General features: G+C 36.8%; 11 protein-coding genes and 3 pseudogenes. 10 read left to right on the forward strand and 4 right to left on the reverse strand.

Features of this window, described 5'->3' with window-relative positions:
* From KQI76_RS10210 to KQI76_RS10225, 4 genes and pseudogenes are all read left to right on the forward strand, one after another.
* Nucleotides 1-110, forward strand: a pseudogene (locus KQI76_RS10210) (IS30 family transposase); the annotation flags it as partial.
* Between the two features lie 153 nt (nt 111-263).
* Complete coding sequence (locus KQI76_RS10215; protein WP_216400213.1) at nt 264-1,148, forward strand: 5'-3' exonuclease; 885 nt, start codon at nt 264-266, stop codon at nt 1,146-1,148.
* Between the two features lie 429 nt (nt 1,149-1,577).
* Nucleotides 1,578-2,345 carry a sulfite exporter TauE/SafE family protein gene (locus KQI76_RS10220; RefSeq protein ID WP_216400214.1) on the forward strand — a complete coding sequence of 256 codons (768 nt, stop codon included), beginning with the start codon at nt 1,578-1,580 and terminating at the stop codon, nt 2,343-2,345.
* Nucleotides 2,346-2,660: 315 nt separating this feature from the next.
* Entirely contained in the window at nt 2,661-3,152 is a 492-nt protein-coding gene (locus KQI76_RS10225) for a sigma-70 family RNA polymerase sigma factor (RefSeq protein ID WP_216400215.1), read from the forward strand.
* A 264-nt stretch (nt 3,153-3,416) separates the two neighbouring features.
* Here the strand turns inward: KQI76_RS10225 and KQI76_RS11830 are convergent.
* Both KQI76_RS11830 and KQI76_RS10230 read right to left on the reverse strand, forming a co-directional pair.
* Nucleotides 3,417-3,585, reverse strand: a pseudogene (locus KQI76_RS11830) (transposase); the annotation flags it as partial.
* Between the two features lie 370 nt (nt 3,586-3,955).
* The gene (locus tag KQI76_RS10230; RefSeq protein WP_216400216.1) at nt 3,956-8,152 is read right to left on the reverse strand and encodes a rhamnogalacturonan lyase family protein; all 4,197 of its coding nucleotides are present in this window, start codon (nt 8,150-8,152) and stop codon (nt 3,956-3,958) included.
* A 1,207-nt stretch (nt 8,153-9,359) separates the two neighbouring features.
* Between KQI76_RS10230 and KQI76_RS10235 the strand changes: the two genes are divergently transcribed.
* From KQI76_RS10235 to KQI76_RS10260, 6 genes are all read left to right on the forward strand, one after another.
* Nucleotides 9,360-10,799 carry an ABC transporter substrate-binding protein gene (locus KQI76_RS10235; protein WP_216400217.1) on the forward strand — a complete coding sequence of 480 codons (1,440 nt, stop codon included), beginning with the start codon at nt 9,360-9,362 and terminating at the stop codon, nt 10,797-10,799.
* 653 nt (nt 10,800-11,452) lie between these two features.
* Nucleotides 11,453-12,904: an ABC transporter substrate-binding protein gene (locus KQI76_RS10240; RefSeq protein WP_216400218.1), complete on the forward strand. Its 1,452-nt coding sequence runs from the start codon at nt 11,453-11,455 to the stop codon at nt 12,902-12,904.
* A gap of 278 nt (nt 12,905-13,182) precedes the next feature.
* On the forward strand, nt 13,183-14,640 hold the full coding sequence (locus KQI76_RS10245) for an ABC transporter substrate-binding protein (RefSeq protein WP_216400219.1): 1,458 nt from the start codon (nt 13,183-13,185) through the stop codon (nt 14,638-14,640).
* A 369-nt stretch (nt 14,641-15,009) separates the two neighbouring features.
* On the forward strand, nt 15,010-15,894 hold the full coding sequence (locus KQI76_RS10250; RefSeq protein ID WP_216400220.1) for a glycoside hydrolase family 43 protein: 885 nt from the start codon (nt 15,010-15,012) through the stop codon (nt 15,892-15,894).
* A 345-nt stretch (nt 15,895-16,239) separates the two neighbouring features.
* Nucleotides 16,240-17,367, forward strand: a complete 1,128-nt coding sequence (locus tag KQI76_RS10255) for a glycoside hydrolase family 43 protein (RefSeq protein WP_216400221.1) — start codon at nt 16,240-16,242, stop codon at nt 17,365-17,367.
* Between the two features lie 70 nt (nt 17,368-17,437).
* Nucleotides 17,438-19,789 carry an alpha-L-arabinofuranosidase C-terminal domain-containing protein gene (locus tag KQI76_RS10260; RefSeq protein WP_216400222.1) on the forward strand — a complete coding sequence of 784 codons (2,352 nt, stop codon included), beginning with the start codon at nt 17,438-17,440 and terminating at the stop codon, nt 19,787-19,789.
* A 346-nt stretch (nt 19,790-20,135) separates the two neighbouring features.
* On the opposite strand, the gene KQI76_RS10265 is transcribed toward KQI76_RS10260, so the two are convergent.
* A complete protein-coding gene (locus tag KQI76_RS10265; protein ID WP_216400223.1) occupies nt 20,136-21,128 on the reverse strand; it encodes a LacI family DNA-binding transcriptional regulator in 993 nt (330 codons plus the stop codon).
* Nucleotides 21,129-21,198: 70 nt separating this feature from the next.
* Nucleotides 21,199-21,308 (reverse strand): annotated as a pseudogene (locus tag KQI76_RS10270) (IS30 family transposase); the annotation flags it as partial.

Below are 21,308 nucleotides of genomic sequence, written 5' to 3' on the forward strand. Positions count from 1 at the left end.
CAGTAGCTGACAAGAGAAATAAAATCCCTAGAAAATCACTAAATTATCGAACGCCTTTGGAAGTGTTTTTGAGTTACATCGATGAATCACATTTGTCTAGCTTAAATTGACAAATCAAATATATTAAAAATTCTAACGTCAATATAAATTGGAAAATATTTTGATGTTTTTTGAATTGCTTATTATAAATTGTTTTTATTGTGCTGTTATTAGAAACTGGTATACTGAGGCATAGAACATATTAGAGAAAGAAGGTAGTCGATATGAAAGAGGAGAGATTATTAGTTATTGATGGCTTTAATTTATTGAGTCGAGGATACTTTGCAACTGCTTACCGTAAAACAGAGGACCAGTTAACGAAAAATTCAACCGGACTCTATACAAATGGATTACGTGTTTTTTTACAGAAATTATTTAATGTCATTGAAAAATATGAAACGAGTCATTTAGCAGTTGCATGGGATATTAAGCGTGAGGAAACCAAACGTAAGAAAAAATATCAATTTTACAAAGCGAATCGAGGGGAACTAGCAGCACCATTAATTCAACAATACGAAACCTTAAATCATATCCTTGATCAATTGGGGATAAGTCAGCTTACGATTCCACCACACGAAGCTGATGATATTATCGGCTCGATAACAAAAAAGTGGTCAAACGAGCTAGCAAAGGATTGTCTGATTTATAGTAATGATAAGGATTTCTTGCAACTTCTAAATCAACACACTTCACAAATTTTGATCCATAATAAACTAGAAACCCGTTATACAGTTGATCACTTTAAAGCCGAATACGGAATTGAACCAGATCAGTGGATTGATGTTAAGGCACTTTTGGGTGATCCAAGTGATAATATTCCAGGTGTGGCAGGTGTTGGGCAAAGGTCAGCGTTACCACTAATTCAAATGTACGAATCTATTGATAACCTTTATCAACTATTACCAGATTTGGATCCTAAATTTAATCGTTATATTAAAAAGCTAGTTGAAGGGGAAGAATTTGCTCGAATAAGTAAAGAATTGGTGACAATTAATTGCGATCTTGATTTTTTTAGTACTTTTAATTTAGCTGATCTTGCCTATCAACCAGACCACGAGAAGATTCGTAATGTATTAGCTCAACTAGAAGTTAGTATCCGTCTCGGTTAGCAAAAGAAGGATGTGATAAAATGTCGTTAAATTCCTCCTCAGTCCCAATCAGTGGGGGATGAAGCTCCTGACTAATTGAAGTTTCACTTTATAAGGCCTGGTGAAGGGCATCGGGTCCTAGATGAATGAATCGGACTTTTATTGACTGGTGGCCCTTGATATATCATCTGATTTTTCTCTTCTATGATTGAAGGAGGTGGCTTATAGTCAGTTACTGTAATCAAGAAATGACTTAACTGATGGAGTAAGAAGGAGGAATATGAATTTCCCGATACACTCAATGAAAAGTTAGTGGAAGAAGGGCGCAACTTCACTGATTTTAAAAGTTGTTTAATTGAGGGAAAACTGTCGAAAAACGACTTGGCATTCGATGCTAATTTTGGATATAACATGAATAATGGTATACTAGTTAAGTAGAGGTGAAGAAAGATGATTTTTATCTATTTTTTAATTGGACTATTAGCTAGTACCATTGGAGCTATATCTGGTTTAGGGGGTGGAGTATTTATCAAGCCAATCCTTGATTTTATGGGAGATTATCCAGTTGCAACCATTGGGATTCTATCGTCAACGACCGTCCTTGCGATGTCCTCAGTTTCATTATGGATGAGGCGCAGAGAAGTAAAGCAGATGAGAAAGATCAAAGCCATATTACTTGCTAGTGGTGCAGTAATGGGAGGGCTAATTGGAAAGGGTATTTTCACATCATTAATAGACTATACATGGATAGGTACCGTACAGACGACTTTATTGATCTTAATTTTTAGTGCGGTACTTTTTTATGTGCAATTTAAAGAAAAGTTTCCTAGATTCTATCTTAAAGATAGGCGTTTGATTCTGTTCATGGGTTTAGCTCTCGGAATATTATCAGCCTTTTTAGATATCGGGGGTGGTCCACATAATATAGCGTTGTTAAGTATTTTCTTTGCTATGCATGCTAAGCAAGCCGCACTATATTCTCTTTTTATAATTTGCTTTTCCCAGTTATCTTCACTAATCTTAATGATTGTGAGCGTAGATATATTAAGTTATGATCTGACGATGCTACCTGGGATGATCATCGGTGGTATTTTAGGTGGGGCCATCGGTTCTCATTTATCAAAATGGTTATCAATGGAGAGTGTTGAAGTGATTTTTAAGGTTTCCCTTATTTGTCTCGTTATTTTAAATGTATATAATCTATATATCTATCTTTAATAGGGTCCGATTATCCATGTCAGAAAGGGTCCACTTTATTAAAAACCATTCTACTAGTTATTAGAGTAGGGTGGTTTTTATAATTTAAAAAATTATGCAGAGTAAGGATTAAAACAAGTCGGCCGTTTCTTGGTCTAGTATAAAAATAATCTTTCTATTACAAATTATTGACATTATTTTCCGTAGAAACAAAGGAATAAATTGGTCATACTTGGTAGATTCTTGATAATGTTAAACTGGAAAGTCATTGAATAGCGCTTATGCTTATGGTACCGCGGAATAATAAGTCAGGTACCTGCTTTTAGGAGCAGATTAATGTTTGATGATTTTGAAGTTTTATTAAAAGAGTATGAGCCGATGATCTATCATATGTTAAATAAGTATCAAGTCAGGGATTTCGATGGTGAATTATATCAGGAATTAGTAATCACCCTTTGGCAAGCCACTAAGCAATATGAACAAGGAAAAATGAAGTTCTCAACATATGCCTATGCAAAAATGAATTATCGATTACTTGATCTTTTCCGAAAGCAAAGTCGGGTCCTTGAGGGGGAAGAGATTGTTTATCAAGAGAATAAAAAGATAGCCGTTATTTACGAACCGAGTTATGAAACGGATTATATTTTTCTGCAACAAATAAGGGCTATTTTAACCGATCGGGAGTGGCTCTGGTTTAAAGGACAGATTCTTCAGGGGAAAACTCTAGTTGAAATGGGTCATGAGCATGGTGTTAAGGCAAATGCAGTTCGGCACTGGAAGCGGAAAGCTGTTGCGAAAATTCGTCATTTTTGGAATAAGGAACATTGATGAATAAAGAGGAGGAACAGAAAATTTGAAGGGAAGTTCACCTTAGCATTCATTTGACACAGTTGGTCGTAGATAAACTTTTTTCGCAGATTATAGGAGGTCGAAGAATGGTAGGCTAAGATTTCTAAACTTACAAAATTAAATTGAGACTGGGACATAACTAGTCTCAGTGAGTAAAAAGTGGTTCTATTTACGTTTTTTTGTAAATAGAACCATTTTCATTTTTGTAGTGGTTTGAATGCTTTAGAGTCGTAGAGTTATTAACCGTGAATTTCCTTAAGTTCACAGCCAATAACGCAAATCCTCTTCATTGTGTACTTTGGATTTACCTTTTATAGATAAACGGGTGAAACCCAAATTAGCCTTCAAAAAACCCAAAAAACAGCTCAACATCTATTTTACCTTAACCGTAAGTTTCGCCAGTCTTTTCTTCTCATATCTTCTTTTTGTGTTCCTTTTTATGATCCATTATCAGGAATGCCAACCAAGTGATTGGAATGGCGGGTGGCGACTCCAGCGGGAAAAGTACGAGTCCGAAAATCCTTATTGCAACACGGTAGTGGAGCAATAAGGAATGTTAGACTAAAACCGCCACGTCCTGTGGCAACGTCTAACTGACCCACATCTTGTGCGCCCGAGGCTGTACCCGCGGAAAGCGTCTACCCAGAGTGTAAATCACGGAGTGACACCTCAAAAACATTTAAGAGGTGATGGGTCTATTTAAATGATGATCATAAGAAAAAGGAATCCAGTAACAACTGAATTCCTTTTTCATTTTAGCTGAGTTATGTCCCAGCATCAATTTAATGATTATTTTTATTTAATTGTCTTCGTTTGAAGGTAAAAAGTGTTAAGCCAGCCAGAGAAAGGATTAGGCCAATCAATAAATACTTATATTGTGATGTTGCTGTAACGGGTAATGATTTTCCGCTTTCTGCTTTAGATGAATGCCCATCAAGAGTTTGATCAGGATTATCTTTTGGAATAACTGATTCGGGATCCTTCGGGTCATTCGGAAGGGGTGGTTTTGTTACTTCCGTTTCTCCAGGTTTTTTAGGGTCTTCCGACTCATTAGGATCCTCTGACTCACCAGGTTTCTTAGGATCTTCTGATTCATCAGGTTCTTCTGGGTCAGGTTCATCAATCACAGGCTGATTTGTATACTTAACCTCCGGGAAATCTAGTTTACCAGCTAAAACGACATCACGAATATCTTCACCAAGATAATAACCTATATGTGGTGGCTGGTTATATGTTGCGTTTTGCCATGCAATCCCCATCCGATAAACAGAATCGTGCATTAGTGTTGGTAGCCGGTATTCAGTTGGAATCGTCGTACTAAAAATACGAAGTTCCATACTGTCTTCTGTGGGATAGATCGCCTCTTCCCGCCAATCACCTAAAATATCTGCCTGTAGACTAGGATTTCCTTTTGTCCCATTAATGCTAACAACATCGGCAAAATTCTCAATTACTTGAGTGCTTCCACTTGCCTCATCATATTTGGTAATGGATGTGTGATCTAATAATTCATGTAAGAGATCTCCATCCCAATAAGTTGTAAAGTTTACCGGAAGTCCGATATCACGGAAGCTATCCTCAATTACATCTCCTTGAACATTATAGACACCACCACCGGTTTCAGCATCTAATCCACCTGCACCCCAAAATTCATAGCCAGGCTTAGTCGTAATATTTGCTGCAACGCCTCGGCCGGCATCTTTATAAGCATAAAAGGCCTTTAATGTTTCCCCTGTGGCTCCATCGTGATATTCCAAAGAGGCAACACTCGGATCCTCGCGTACTCCAAATACATGTAATCCTTCACGATCTGGATCAAAAGCACCGACATGCAGGGCATCACCATGGGAACCTTTCACTCGACCCATGTCACCGTCCATCGCATATAAAATTGTTCCGTCATGATCTAGTGTTAAAGAACCCGCAATGATTTCATCAAATCCATCATTATCGACATCTCCGACTGCTAAATTGTGATTTCCTAGGCTTTCACCACGACCAGCCTCATCACTGTCAAATGTCCAATCCTCCACAAGTTTCCCATTACGGAGACTGTAGGAAACAAAGGCGGTTCTTTCATAATAACCTCTCCCGTATATAGCACTCGGTGTTTTACCATCGATATACGCTAAGGCAGATAGAAATCGATCAGAACGGTTATAGAAATTATCTCCCCATGAAATTCCGCCATCACCTTCTTCTTTTTCAACAGGGAAGGCAAAATCAATTGTATCAATTTCTGCACCTGTTTCACCATCGAATACGGAAACATATTCAGGACCTGTGACTTGGTGTCCTCCTTCATTAATCCATTTCCCATCATCTTCAGGATTACCGATTTGACTGATTATTTTATCTTCATCATATTTTCCATTTGTAGCGCCATAAACAGTTGTTCCATCGCCTGATTTGATAAGAAACTCGGATTTCCCATTCCCATCTAGATCACCAACAACAAATTGATGATATTGTGGCCCGGATGTTAAGTTCATCCCCATATTTATTCTCCACATCAATGTCCCATCCAATTTGTAGGCATCGAAAATAGTCGGACCAGTAATGACATCTTCCAAAGCCATCATCGCATTTGATGGATCCCACTTAATGACAATCTCATATTCACCATCTCCATCTAAATCACCAACACTTGCATCATTTGCGCTATAGGTATACTCACCGGTAGCAGTAACCCCACCTTCTGGCTTCTGCATGGGAATAGATAGATAATCTTTTTCTAGGGCAGTCACTTCTGTTTCTTCGACTGCTTTTCCTTGATTTAATAATTCAATCGTATATTTGTCACCGGCTTGCCCTGTAAGATCATGATAGTTAGTAGTGAAAAGGGGCTTTTCATTCAGCAATTGGTTGTTGCGGTAAATATTAAAGGTAATGTCTTGACTATATTCGTCAACTAATAATCGCCAACTAATAAAAATACCTTCTTCCGCTTTTAGGGCAACTGCTCCTCGATCAAGCCATTCAGTCTGTCGCTTTGTCTTTGGTGGTGTTAAACGATTATAAACATAAAGCGTAGCGGTCCGATCCAAGTGATTATTCAGATCATCCCGTTCAGCTAATATACCAGTAAATTTATAAACACCTGCTTTACTCGGGTCCCAATCTTTCCCTTCAGGCTTCCACTCTTCGATGGCCACTTCAGTTTTACTATTATCCCCAAGTATAACAGTAACGCTGTCTGGTAAGCCAATTGAATCAAGATTACTTGTTGTTTCATTCACATAGACGCGTTGATAAGGAAGTGGATTCACTCGGATAATTGTATCTTCAGGAATTGGCTTATGATAAAACCCGAAGTTATCCAAATAAGTCGTCCATGTGAGGTTATTTCCGGAGGTTCTGTTTCCAACTAATCTAACAATTTCAATTGAACCATCAAAGTCAATATTATCGAGACTAAGTGTGTCTTCTATTGACTTTCCAGATTCTTGATCAGTTAATTCTAAAGTAACTGTATTTTGATATAAATCTAAATGAATTGAAATAGTATACCATGTTTCAGGATCATTAAAGTCTGTTTCAATTGCAGTATAAGATTGCCCACCAATAAAATATGATAGTGGTGCATTTTTTGTATGATTTAGGGTAAAGACAATATTACCGGATCCATCGATTAAACGGATTTCACCACCGTTTTCATATAAATGTTCACCTTTGTCATTCACTTCACCTGGATACCAATCAAACTTTGTTAGAATATGGGTTCCTTTAATAGCTGTATCCAGTTGTTTGGTAGCAACACGCCCACCACTTTGATCAACAATATTAAATTGTAATTTATTCGTATCATTCCCTGCAAGATCTTCGTTGTTTATTGATAAATCCGCATTGGTTGTAGTGAACCCCCAATTGACAGGTGTTACTTCCATTGTATCTCCGAAATCGGTATAATAAAGTGTTTGATACCCCTTAACTTCTGGGAGTTGGTCATTTTCAGTGACTTGAACAGTGATCTCTAGCTGAATTTGGTCATCATTTTTTACATTTTCTATATCTTGATGTATCAGTGTCCCAATAAATGAATAAGTACCTATTTGCTCTGGATTGTAGTCTAAAGATGACCACTCTACACCAAGTTCAACTTGACTACCATTGTCTAGTTCAGCCAAAACCTGTTGAGGTAAAAGTTTAATTGTATCTTCAAAACTATGGTTTAAAGGCAACATAAGTTCCGAATGATATTCTGTCATAATTTTGCTAATCTTATTTTCTTCTTGTGGTCGTGCCTGCTCTTCATCTTCAGCTTGATTTATGCTGATGTTATCTAGGTCCATTTTAAAATTAGACAATTGCTTATTGGCTCGATTGCTAATAATATTAAAACCTTTGAGTTGTTTTTGATAAGTTAAATGACTAATATCAATATTCTCTATTTTAACTGAGGTATCCGAATTATTTTGCTCACCAATTATAATTGAAACGCTTTCATTAGTGAAGTCAAAGAAGACTTCCACAGAAAGCCAACGCCCATCTGTTGGGACCCCATCGATAACGGTTGCTTCACTTATATTTGAGCCTGATGAACCAAGATCAAAAAGTAGTTGACCATCGGGACCACCTTCTTTGATCAGTCGGAAAATTGCTAGATCATTTGAATCGAGAAAGGAGATCTCAGTAAAATTTAATGGCGCTGATATTTCCCCGGGGCGCCAATCAAAACTAATTAATACTTGGTCAGCAGTTGTCGGTTGATCAAAGTTCTTCACAATAACACTTTGCTCATCAGTACCACTGCTAGTCGCCTCCAAATAATGATTGTCATCTTCCTTAATGACCCTTACTTCTGAATCTTCACTTGGCTCAAAACCCCAAATATCTTGATCTTCAAAATCTGTTCCTGCTAAATGTTTATTAGGAAGTAAATCACTGCCTACTGCAATAACTGGTAGATAACTTAAATTTTGAGACAATAGAAAAAGAATTAAGAGCACAGCAATTAACCTATTGTAACGATTAGTCATAACGATTTACCCACTCCTTTTAAAATTTGCAGATCTAAATTAAACTGATAACAAAATGTAGCTACCCCTCCTTTGCTAATGCTACTCTTATCAACACTAGGGATATTAACTGCTTATACCAACGAGATTTAAAAATAGGATTAAAAATGGGGGATCTTTCATTCATTGTAATATTACCGCCAATGAATTGATGAAGAGTAGCCAATTTTGTGCCTAGCATAACAAGTTGTTAAATTTCCATCAATAGTACTTTTTTGCGAATAAGGGGAAGTGAATCAAATGGACTAGATCATAAGCTATTTTTTTGTCATGAGGATAAAAATCCAGTTGAAATTTAATGTAAAAGTAGTTAATCTTCCAAGGATGGAGTTGTTTGTGTCTCAACATCTTTCGATGACAATTAACTTTTTTCTATAAGGTAACTTCGTTATATGATTCGAGAGAAAGACCGTCATCCCCTTACTTTATCTTCTATTTAAAAACGAGCTCGAGAGTTGTTCAAAAGATGAGTCAACAAGTTTTGTAAAAAAATGACTATGTGAAAGAAAACATATTGAATGCCAACCATTGTATTTAGTAAAAATGACAGTTATATTTTACTAATAATCTATCTAAAGTTAAAATATTTCCGAATTACCTCAGAATAGATCCTTTTTTATAAGGGTTATGGCTTAGTTTATTGGTTCTCAGTGGCGATTTTTGTTATTAGTTAATTTTACTTTTATATATTGACAGGAGACAGGTAATTGGTTAAAATCAATTTGAAAGCGCAATCATATTTAAGTAAAAGATTTATTACTCATCATTATTGAGTGAAACAGAATAAAATAACACTTTTTTGCATATCTAGTTAGCTATTGTTTTTTTATCTTATAAAATAAATTTGATAACGCTTACAGATATATTAGACATTATTAGCTGCAGGCCACACTTCGATCATATCTGGGGACAGTTAAATGCTAGCTTAGCTAAACAGTCAATACAGATCCAAATCGTTCAGCTAACAATTAGTTTAAGATAAACGAAACTTCAAAATGGGTAACAATTGAAGGGAAGTGAATGCTTTGTGCTGAACAAGATTGGATTACTAAAAAATAATGCTGTACTAGTTGATTACGAACTTTTACTGCATATGTGTGTCATGTTGGTATTACCGGTGGATAAGCACCGTAATATAAATTAAAGTAAAGGAAATGGGGGTAATAAGATGACGAGAAAAGCAATGATTCGTCTAGCGGCAATTATCTTAATCACTTTTTTGTTTGTAGTAGGTTGTGATTCAAAGGATAATGATACGACTACAGACACAGAACCAGGCACTGATAATGTGGATAACACTGGTGATGAAGGAGAAGAACCTGAGGGTTTACCACCAATGACAGATGAAGAAATAACTTTAACTTTTGCTAATTGGCTACCCGAGGAGATTTACCAAAGTGTTGCTGATGCATTTATGGAGGAATATCCTAATATTACAGTAGAGCTTATCTCACCGGGAGATGGGGATTATAATGAATTCTTACTCAACCTAGCAGGTAGCGAAGGTTTGCCGGATGCCTTTTGGGTTTTAGGTGGTGTTGACATTGCCATTAGAAACAGATGGCTAGGGGATATGACAGAGTACTGGGAAAATGATCCCGAAACGGAAAACGTATTAGATACGCTCAAAGATATTGGTTATCTTGATGGTGAACGAATGTTATATGCTCCAAGTGGTCATTTTCCATATGCTGTTTTACTAAATGAACAAATATTTAAGGATCAAAACATTGACCTGCCATCCCCAGACTGGACATATAATGAAATGATCGACTTAATTGAGGAATTGACCATACCAGAGGAACAAATTTATGGACTTTATCAGGGGACAAATTTAGTAACAATGGGTACGATTGTTTTAGGTGATACGATTGGAGAATACGGATGGAATGGAGAAACATTCGATTTAACAGAACACTGGGCAGATGTAGCCCAACAACGGGGAGATTTTATCCGTAATGGTAACCACGCACCATGGCCAGGAACAGATGAAGCTGAAGCGGCATTTGGTGATCGGGATGCATGGGCACCTGAAACGGGTCAGGTTGCAATATATTTAGATTATGTTGTTGGTGTACAGCGCTTTGCAAAAGAAGAAATGAAAGAATTAGGCCTAAGCTATGTACCTTATCCAGTTCCACGTGGTGATAATGCAGAAACAGAGAATAAACCTGCCTATGTTGACTTTGGGACGATCTCACCTGCGACAGAACATCCACGTGAAGCATATGAGCTATTAAAGTGGATGGGATGGGGAGTAGAAGGTACTAAAGTTAAGTTAGAAACAGCCTTAGCAATTGATGAGCCTGAGGTTACTGCACCTCTCACTAATGATGAGGATTTATGGGAACTATATCGTAGCTTATTCCCAGAAGGGCAACATTATGATGATTATCTAGAACGAGTAAAATACCCTATTCCACTAGGTGGAGCGATCTTACCTGGATTTGGTGTATTCATGGATGAAGCTTATATTAACGGAGAGTATGGTAGAGTTGAGGATGCCATTGCAGAAGGGGAATTAAATGCCCATGATATTGCGCAAGATTTAACCAACCGAGCAAATAAAGCTTATCAGGATGCAATGGAAGAGATAGCCCAACAGTGATAAGACAAGTATGATGAAACAAGGAAATCATTAAAAAGGCAAGAAATGATTCTCAGATTTATACTGGGGATCATTTCTTTTTTAGTTAAAATAATGTTCAAGTAAATATGACTGATTGCAGTGTATAATGATAAGAGTTTTCTTAGATCGCAGACTACCAGATTGCAAGCCTTCTATTTCAAACATACAAGGGAAAATATTACTTGATAAGGGTGGATCGTTTTATCGCATCATATGTTGACAACAAATATGGATTTAGTTAAAATTAAAATAATAGTATCATCTTTTTAAGTAAAAATTTATCTCGGTGCAATTGTTAGTAAGATCCTTACTAATCGAAGTTTCACTTTATCCGATGAATATTAATTATTTCTTTAAAGTTTGGGGAGTCATTCACCTAATGTAGAGGTATAACAGATAAGGATACTTATTTTTTATTTAAATTTGGTAACGCTTACTTTATTGTGACTATTATAAGCAAGTGAGGGTTAATGATGAATTATTAAATGCTTTTAATCAAGAAAAAGGTCATTAAAAATGGTGTCTGTTTCAGTTGCTAACGTTCTCTAATTGAATGATGTATATGGATGTCGGTATTATCGGTGGATAAGCACCGTAATATAAAATTTCCTAAAGGGAATGGGGGTAATAAGATGACGAGAAAAGCAATGATTCGTCTAGTGGCAATTATTTCCTTAGTTTTCATGTTTGTAGTAGGTTGTGATTCGAAAGATAATGATACGACTACAGACACAGAACCAGGCACTGATAATGTAGATAACACCGGTGATGAAGGAGAAGAACCTGAAGGTTTACCACCAATGACTGATGAAGAAATAACTTTAACCTTTTCAACATGGTTAGATGCTAATGTTTATGAGTCGATGGCGGAAGCTTTTATGGAGAAATATCCAAACATTACAGTAGAAGTTATTTATGGAGATATTGGTGAATATAATGACTTCTTAACAAACTTAGCAAGTAACGGTGATTTACCAGATGTGTTTTGGTATTTAGGTAATGTTGATGTTCCTATTCGTAATATGTGGCTTGGTGATTTTACTGAGTACTTCGAAAGTGACCCTGAAACAAATAATTTACTTGATACGTTAGCTGCATATGGTTATTTTGATGGTGAACGTAAAATGGCCGCAGCAAGTGCTTACTTCCCTTTTACTATCTTCCTTGATGAGAATTTATTCGAACAACAAAATGTAGATATGCCATCACCAGATTGGACTTACAATGAGATGTTAGATCTGATAGAGAAAATGACAATTCCTGAGCAAGGGATATATGGCATGTCGTCTGGTACTAACTTAGTTACAATGGCACCAATTGTTAATGAAGATGCTTATGGAGAGTTTGGTTGGGATGGTGAGAAGTTTGATATGACTGGCCAATGGGCTGAATCAACCAATAAACGGGCAGAGTTTATTCGTAACGGAAATCATGCACCGTTTGGTGGTACAGATGAAGCAGAGGCAGCCTTTGGTGATCGTGATATTTGGGCAGCTGAAACAGGCCGTGTTGCTATTCAATTTGATTATTATCCGACGATAGGAACATTTAAACAAGATGTTTTCACTGATAAAGGGATTAAATGGGTTCCGTACCCCGTTCCTAAAGGTGACCATGCAGAAACTTTGAATAAGCCTGCCTTTGTTGACTTTGGTACGATTTCACCTGCAACAGAACATCCACGAGAAGCTTATGAGCTATTAAAGTGGATGGGCTGGGGGCGTGATGGATGGGAAACGAAGATTGACATATATAAACAAATGCAAAATGAAGATCCGAATTATCATCCAGAGGGCTTACCTTTAGTTAAAGATGAAGATCTGTGGGCAAGTTATCGCGAGCTGTTACCAGAGGGCGATTATTACCAAGATTATCTAGATCGAGTAAAATACCCCGTACCATTAGGAGGAGCCGTTCTTCCGGGGTTTGAGAGTTTCTTGAATGAAGTATATTTTGGCGGTGAATATGGAAATGTTGAACAGGCGGTTATTGATGGTGAAATTAATGCTCTTAATATAGCACCAGATTTAACTGATATGTTGAACCAATATTATTCAGATGCAATGGATGAACTATTCTATTAATTTATTATAGGTGACAGTCTAACGAATATCGGTAGATTGAAGGGATTTGTGGTAATTAGGTAGAGCATTTAATCGTTTGTATGAGTATAGTCTCGTTGTTTAGTTTATTTTTGATACAAATAAAAGAAGCTTATTCACGATTTGATAAACTTCTATATTTGCAAACTTCCATATGAATTAGAACAATTTAATTTAGTCTTGGGCTTTAACCTTTTGCTCTTGACATCATTTGATTATCTTTCTATTTGAAACCTAACAACATGAAATGGGGAATTAAAATGACAAGAAAAGTAATGTTTAATCTCCTATTGATTATTTTAACAGCATCCATGCTGATTACAGGTTGTTCTTCAGCTGAGGATGTAAATGGTGGTTCAAATGCAGGAAGTAAAAACGAGATTGCCAGCACTGGTGAGAATGAATCAGAAACTTTACCTCCAATGACTGATGAAGAGATAACACTTACATTTGGAACTTGGCTTACACATGAAATGAATGTCTTTTTAGCAGATAAGTTTATGGAGAAATACCCTAATATAACAGTGGAAATTGTTCAAGCAACAGATGACTTAGGGTGGAATGACTTTCTAACGAATTTAGCTAGTAATGGTGAATTACCTGATGTCTTTTGGTACAACGGTAATTTAGATGTTGCGATTCGTAATATGTGGCTTGGTGATTTTACAGATCTTTTTGAAGCTGATCCGGAAAATGAGCGTTTACTAGATACACTGTATGATGTAGGTTACTTTGATGGTGATCGAAAATTAGCAGCTGCAAGCGCACAATTTCCATTTGCGATTTTCTTAGATGAAAATCTATTTGAACAACAAAACGTAGAGATGCCCTCACCAGATTGGACTTATAGTGAGATGTTAGATCTGATAGAAGAAATGACGATTCCTGAACAAGGGATTTATGGTGTAAATATGGGGACTAATTTAGTAACAATGGCACCGATTGTCAATGAGGATGCTTATGGTGAGTTTGGTTGGGATGGTGAGAAATTTGATATGACGGGTCAGTGGGCTGAATCAGCCAATAAACGAGCAGAGTATATTCGTAACGGAAATCATGCACCGTTTGGTGGTACAGATGAAGCAGAGGCAGCCTTTGGTGATCGCGATATTTGGGCAGCAGAAACAGGAAAAGTAGCCATTCATTTTGATGCATTTTGGACAATTGGTCAATTTAAACAAGATGTATTCACTGAAAAAGGGATTAATTGGGTCCCCTATCCAGTTCCACAAGGTGATCATGCAGAAACTTTGAATAAGCCAGCTTATGTTGACCTTGCTTCTATATCACCTGCGACTGAGCATCCACGTGAAGCCTATGAATTAATGAAGTGGATGGGCTGGGGCCGTGAAGGTTGGGAGCATAAAATAGATGCCTTTGAAAATCTAACCTATGATAATGGTGATCAAGTCTTTAACCATCCTGAAGGTGCACCGTTACTAAAAGATGAGGATTTATGGGCGGATTTTCGGGAGTTATTACCAGAAGGTGACTATTACGACGAGTATTTAGCAAGAGTGAAGCACCCAATATCACTAGGTGGAAGAGTGCTTCCTGGTTTTGACTGGTTTCTAGATGAAGTCTATTTCGGTGGTGAATATGGCAATGTTGAGGAAGCCATAGTTGAAGGTGAGGTTGATGCTTTTGATGTTGCCCAAGAATTAACGGATTTATTAAATGAATATCATCAGAAATCATTAGAGGATCTCTTTTATTAACAATTAACGGATTCACACAATAAATAATTGATTATTATCTAAAAGGCACCTTAATAGATAAGCATTTATTTTATTAAGGTGCCTTTATGTGATGCAGTTTTATCGTGGATTACCTAACTGTATGCTCAACACAATAATCCCACAAGGAAGCCATAGGTTGATAATCGGGTTCAACAGTTAGTAAAAGTCCAATTCGTTCATCTGACACTCAGTTGGGATAAAGGAAGTCCTCACTGAGAGAAGGGGCACTTTATTTTATTAGAAGGAATGACCTCTTCTTAAACTGATGATGTTAAAAATTCCTTTTGAAAAAAGTCAAAATAGTAAAAAGGATCAAATAAAAAAATATTTTTTGGAGGATTTATCATAATGTCTGCTTATCTATTTGCGCATTTTATCGGTGAAGGAAAAGATGAGGAACAAATTTACTTTAGTGTAAGTCGAGATGGTTTACATTATCAAGATATAAATCGGAAAGAACCTGTTTTGCGTTCTGAATTAGGAGAAAAGGGTGTCCGTGACCCGTTTTTAATTCGTGATCCCAATAACGAAAAATTCTATTTGATTGCGACTGATTTACGAATTGAGAAGGGGTTAGGTTGGGAACATGCACAGACTAAAGGAAGCCGAGATATCATTATTTGGGAATCATCTAATTTAATTGATTGGAGTGAGCCGAGAGCTGTCACGGTTGGTATTGCAGAAGCGGGAAATGTTTGGGCACCAGAAGCTATTTATGATCAGAAAGAAGAAGCATTTCTAGTCTTTTGGGCTTCAAGAGTAAAAGGGAAACAGCGAATCTATGCAGCTTATACCAAAGACTTCAAAGTCTTTAATAAACCATTTGTTTTTTTAGAAAAAGCGTGTGATGTTATTGACAGTACTATTACTTTCGAAAATGGTTATTATTATCGATTCACTAAAGATGAAACAGATAAACGGATTATCATGGAGCGTGCAAAACATTTAACAGGTCACTATCAAATGATTGAGTCATCTACACTTGCTGAGTTGGCTGGTGTTGAAGGTCCTCAAATCTACCAACTACCAGACAGAGAGACCTGGTGTCTAATTGTTGATCAATTTGCGACAGGTAAGGGGTATATGATTTTACAGACAAAGGATTTGGCTAGCGGAGACTTTCATGCCCTTGACTTAGATAGCTATGATTTTGATCAAACAAAGAAACGACATGGGAGTGTATTGCCTATTACTGATTGCGAATATCAAAGTTTGTTAGATCACTATAAATAAAGGCTAGTGTAATACAGGCTCCTATATTAATTTTCTTTTATTTATATTAGACGATAAGATTTATTTATTCGTTACGATTGATTCGGGGCAGTGTTAGACAGTGAGTGAAGAGAAATAGTGTGTTGTTATAGAAAGATTTATATTTTACTAGTGAACCTCGGTCAAAATGGTTAGGAACGTCAGGTAAATGTATAAAACTTCGCATGATAAGATTAGTTATTCCATTAGTTAGATGAGCCTTTTGGAGAAAATTGTTTTCAATCTTTTAAGCATAAAAAATGAATATGTCTATTTTTTAAAATGGACAACTATGAGTTTTTTTATCTATAGAAAGGAAAGAGAGAGTTGAAACAAGGTCAAAATAATAATTATCATAGAAATGAAAAATTAAATTCAGAAAAAACCGCCTATCTTTGGGCCTTTTTTACGGGTGAGGGAGATGGGGCTGAACAGATTAGTTTAGCTGTATCACAAGGAAATGATGCCCTATCTTGGTATACTTTAAATCAAGGGAAACCTTTATTTGTCTCTAGAAAAGGAGAGCAAGGTTTACGAGATCCCTTTATCATCCGTTCTCATGATGGTGATCGATTCTATTTGATTGCCACAGATTTGAGAATTGCCGGTCGACATGGTAATGGCTTCCATACAGCCCAAATTGATGGATCGCGTTATCTTGAGATTTTTGAATCAACCGACCTTGTGAATTGGTCGCAACAGCGTCATATTAAAGTTTCATCAAAATTGGCAGGTAATACATGGGCTCCCAAGGCTATTTGGCATGAGGCGAGCCAACAATATCTTGTCTTTTGGGCATCCAACCTTTATCAGACGGAGGATGTTCAGGAACGGGCAGATATAACATATAATCGGATGATTTATGTAAAGACAAAGGATTTCCGTCAATTTACCGAACCTGAAATTTGGGTGGATGTTAATCGTGGAAAAGGAAAAGGAACGATTGACGCAGTTGTAGCCCAAGAGGACGATATCTATTATCGCTTTATGAAGGAAGAAGAAAGTATGACGATCCGTTTAGATTGCTCATCTGACTTATTTGCACAAGTGATAGGAAGAGAATATGCAAGCCATACCGGCCCCATCGACCAGTGGGTGACTTTGAAAGAACAGGTAGCTAATGGATTATCTAATGGAGAAGGTCGTCCATTTACTGGTGGGGAGGGACCTTTGATTTTTCGAGCCAATCCTAAAGATGTAAATGGCTATCGTTGGTATTTATTTATTGACCAGCCAAGTTATCATGGAGGTCCGAATCATTATATTGGTTTTGCTAGTCATGATATTACTGATGGGAACAGTTGGGTAAGTGTTGCGGATAAATTACGTTTACAATTACCGGAAAACGCTGATGGTGGGAAGCCAAGACATGGATCGATCATTTCTATCACTCAAGCAGAGTATGAACGAGTATTAGAGGCTTATGCACCACATTTGCTTTCAAATAATCAGTAGATTAAGAGACGTATATTTTGAATAGATATCTCTTGATAAGTAGAAAAATATAATATAAGGATGGTAGGATATGGGGAAAGAGCAAAGGTTGCAAGTGTTAACTAGGAATGTAGGTCATAAACTTAATGATTTATACGGTATTTTTTATGAAGATTTAAATCACGCGGCTGATGGTGGATTATACGCAGAACTTATTCAGAATCGTTCTTTTGAATTTGATCCAATTGATAACAGCCAATACCATTCATTAACTGGATGGGAAAAGGTTGAAAGAGGGCATAAGAAAGTGGACTTAGGTGTTGAGACAAGTCAACCGCTTAATCCTAAAAATAGCCACTATCTTGTATTAGATGTTCAAGGAAATGATGGTGTAGCTGGAATTATGAATTTGGGCTTCAGTTCAGGTATTTCATTAAAAAAGGAGGAAGAGTACTTCTTTTCCTGCTATGCTCGTTTGGCAAAAGATGAGCATAAAGAAATATCTATTGCTTTAGAGAGTAGAGGAGGTAAAGTTTACCACCAACAGAGGCTGAAGATTGATTCAACAAAATGGAAGAAATATAAACTTACTTTTACCGCCACAGAAACAGATCCCTGTGGCCGATTGGTGATTACGACAGAAGCGGTGGGTTTATTACATTTGGATATGGTTTCATTATTCCCTAAAAGCACCTATAAAAATAGGCCAAATGGCTTACGACGTGATATCGTTGAATATCTTGAGGCTTTAAAACCAAAGTTTTTGAGATTTCCAGGCGGGTGTTTAATTCATGATGGAAGCCTTAATTCAGATGATCGAGATTCAATGTATCGTTGGAAAAATACGATAGGTCCAATAGAAGAGCATCCAACCGTAAGAAATAATTGGGGCTACAACCAAACGCTTGGATTGGGTTACTATGAATATTTCCAACTAGCAGAAGATATTGGTGCTAAACCAATACCAATCTTACCAGCAGGCTATAATCCACACCGACAAGAGGCTGTCCCAATTGAAGAACTTCAACCGTGGATTGATGATGCGCTTGATTTAATTGAATTTGCGAATGGTGATATGACAACAAAATGGGGTAGCGTTCGTGCGGAGTTAGGTCATCCAGAACCATTTGATCTAGAGTATATCGGGATTGGGAATGAAGAAGTTGGTGCAGCATTCTTTGATCGTTATGATTATTTTCATCAAGCCATAAAAGAAAAGCACCCTGAAATAAAAATCATTAATTCAAGTGGGCCTTTTGCAGCTGGAAGTGAATATGATCGTGGCTGGGCTTCAGCAAGGAAAAATAACTCTGACTTTGTTGATGAACATTATTACCAATCTCCAGAATGGATGCTTGCCCATTACCATCGTTATGATCATTTTGATCCGACAGGTCCAAAAGTGTTTTTAGGGGAGTATGCCTCAAAAGGAAATACGTTTTATAATGCACTCGTTGAAGCAGCTTATATGACAGGTTTAGAGAAAAATTCCGCGGTTGGATTAGCATGTTATGCGCCACTTCTTTGTCATGCAGATTACGTCAATTGGCAGCCTAATTTAATCTGGTTTAATAACCACCAAGTTTATCCGACAGCAAACTACTTTACTCAGCAGTTGTTTATGAACCATCAAGGTGAATATGCATTAGAGACGAGCTTAGAAGGCTTTAATTGGGATCAGACACCAGAAAATAAACCGATTACTGGGAAAGCAATGATCGAAACAAACCAAATCAATGGTGAGTTTTATGATTTGAAAATAATCAATAAAAAAACAGGTGTGGAAAAACATTATTCATCCATCAAGCTCAATGGTATCGAAAAGTCTGAAATAGATGATGTGGAATGGACGGATTACCAAATTTCATTTAAAATGAAAAAATTGTCAGGTGATTTAGGATTTAAACTGTACTTTGGCCATGAAGACGAAAAGAATCAGTTATTTTGGGAAATTGGAGGCTGGCTAAATCAAGATAGTTTAATTGGAGCAGACGTTAATGGGATGAATTCCTGTTTAACACAAAGTATTTTCACGCTAGAACCCGATAAAGAATATCAGTTTGATTTGCATATCTCAGGTCGGACAATTTTGACTTATATAAATGGTAACTTGATGAATGAAACAGAAGATGTTCTCCCAGTAATTGAGCCCCTTTATTACACAGCAAGTCTAGATAAGTCAAAGGGTGATGTGCTTGTAAAGGTTGTTAATGTACAGGATGTCCCAGTAAAGACAAAAGTAGAACTAGTGGGTATTACTAAAGATAAACTTGAGTCAACAATTTATGAATTATCAGGTCATGCTTTAAATGATCAGAACAGTTTTGAATATCCAGAAAAAATTAAACCAAAGCAAAAGATGATTGTCATTGAAGATCAGGTAGTAGACTATGAGTTTGCCCAACATTCTGTGACTGTATTTAGAATTCATCAAGCCTTGTAAAATCTCGCTCTAGATGGTGGTTGGCTTCTATTCTACTTATTAATGGGAAGTTTGATATGAATATTAGGAGTCACTTCAACCGGTGTAGTGATAGTGAATAAGTAAAGTGGACTTTTGTAAAGTAACAGTTTTATACGTCCCTCCTCCTGTGTGTGGTGAAGAAGTCAGACTTTTAATGTTCTTCCACCTGTGATCCGATGTTTTATCTGGTATGATTGGCGAAGGATCCTACAATTAGTAGGCTGTGATAGGTAATTAAAAATAGCAACCGATCAATGTTTAGTCGGTTGCTATTTATCCATTTTAACAGACTGCCATATGGCGGTTTATTCTGTTTAAATTAAGCTTAATTGGAAGAATCTCTTATAATAAGACTTGTGTCAATATAGACTTTCTTAGCTACTTTTCTTTCGGTCAGGATTCTTTCCATCACGAGATCAATTGCCGTTTCCCCTAGTAATTCAGTTTCGATTCTAACTGTACTTAATGCGGGATAGACAAACTTTGAAATACTGATATCGTCAACACCAATTACACTAACTCGATTTGGCACTTCAATACCAGCTTCATGAAGGGCACGTAATGCACCAATGGCAAGTGGATCATTACCAATATAAAAGGCGGTTGGTAAATCAGTTTTTAAAGTTTCAATCGCCCGTTTCATTTGTAGGTAGCCACTGTCAGCGGAAAAGCCATCAATAAATATGTAGTCCTCATTCAGCATTTTCTTCTTTTTTAGATAAGAACGAAAGTATTTTTCGCGCTTATCTTCAATCGGATCGGCCGTATTATGAAAAGTCTCATAACCACCAATAAAACCAATTTTTTTATGTCCACGATCGATAAAATGATCTAAGACTTTTTTAGTTACCTTCTTAAAATCAATTTGAACGGTATCAATTCCATCGACCTCGTAGAATGAATCGATGATCACAATGTTTTTTGTTATTCTTTTTAGCTGATTGAGTTGATCATCAAATATATGACCAACGATAACAATCCCATCAATATCCTTAGGGATATTCAGAAAGTCCTCTTTTAAATATTTCAAAAGTTGGATATTATGATGCTCAGCTCGTTCTTCAATTCCAACACGAATGGCCATATAATAAATATCGCTTAGCTCTTCGCTTTCTGTCCCCCAATGTAAAAAGGCAATCCGCTGTGTAGCGCCCGTTTTTGGTTTTCGCTTTTTATAATCAAGCTCTTCAGCTGTTTTGAAAATTCTTTTTTTAGTTTCCTCAGTTACAGAAAGGGTCGAATCATAATTGAGTACGCGTGAGACTGTTGCGATTGAAACCCCGGCTTTCTCTGCAATATCCTTTATTGTTGTTGCCACTCTAGTCACCTCTAAATCATTATCATTAAACCGATGTCCGGATCGATATCATTTGAGCAATTTTGATTTGTCAATTTAAGCTAGACAAATGTGATTCATCGATGTAACTCAAAAACACTTCCAAAGGCGTTCGATAATTTAGTGATTTTCTAGGGATTTTATTTCTCTTGTCAGCTACTG

The sequence above is a fragment of the Amphibacillus sp. MSJ-3 genome (assembly GCF_018919165.1).
Classification (GTDB): Bacteria; Bacillota; Bacilli; order Bacillales; family Amphibacillaceae; genus Amphibacillus.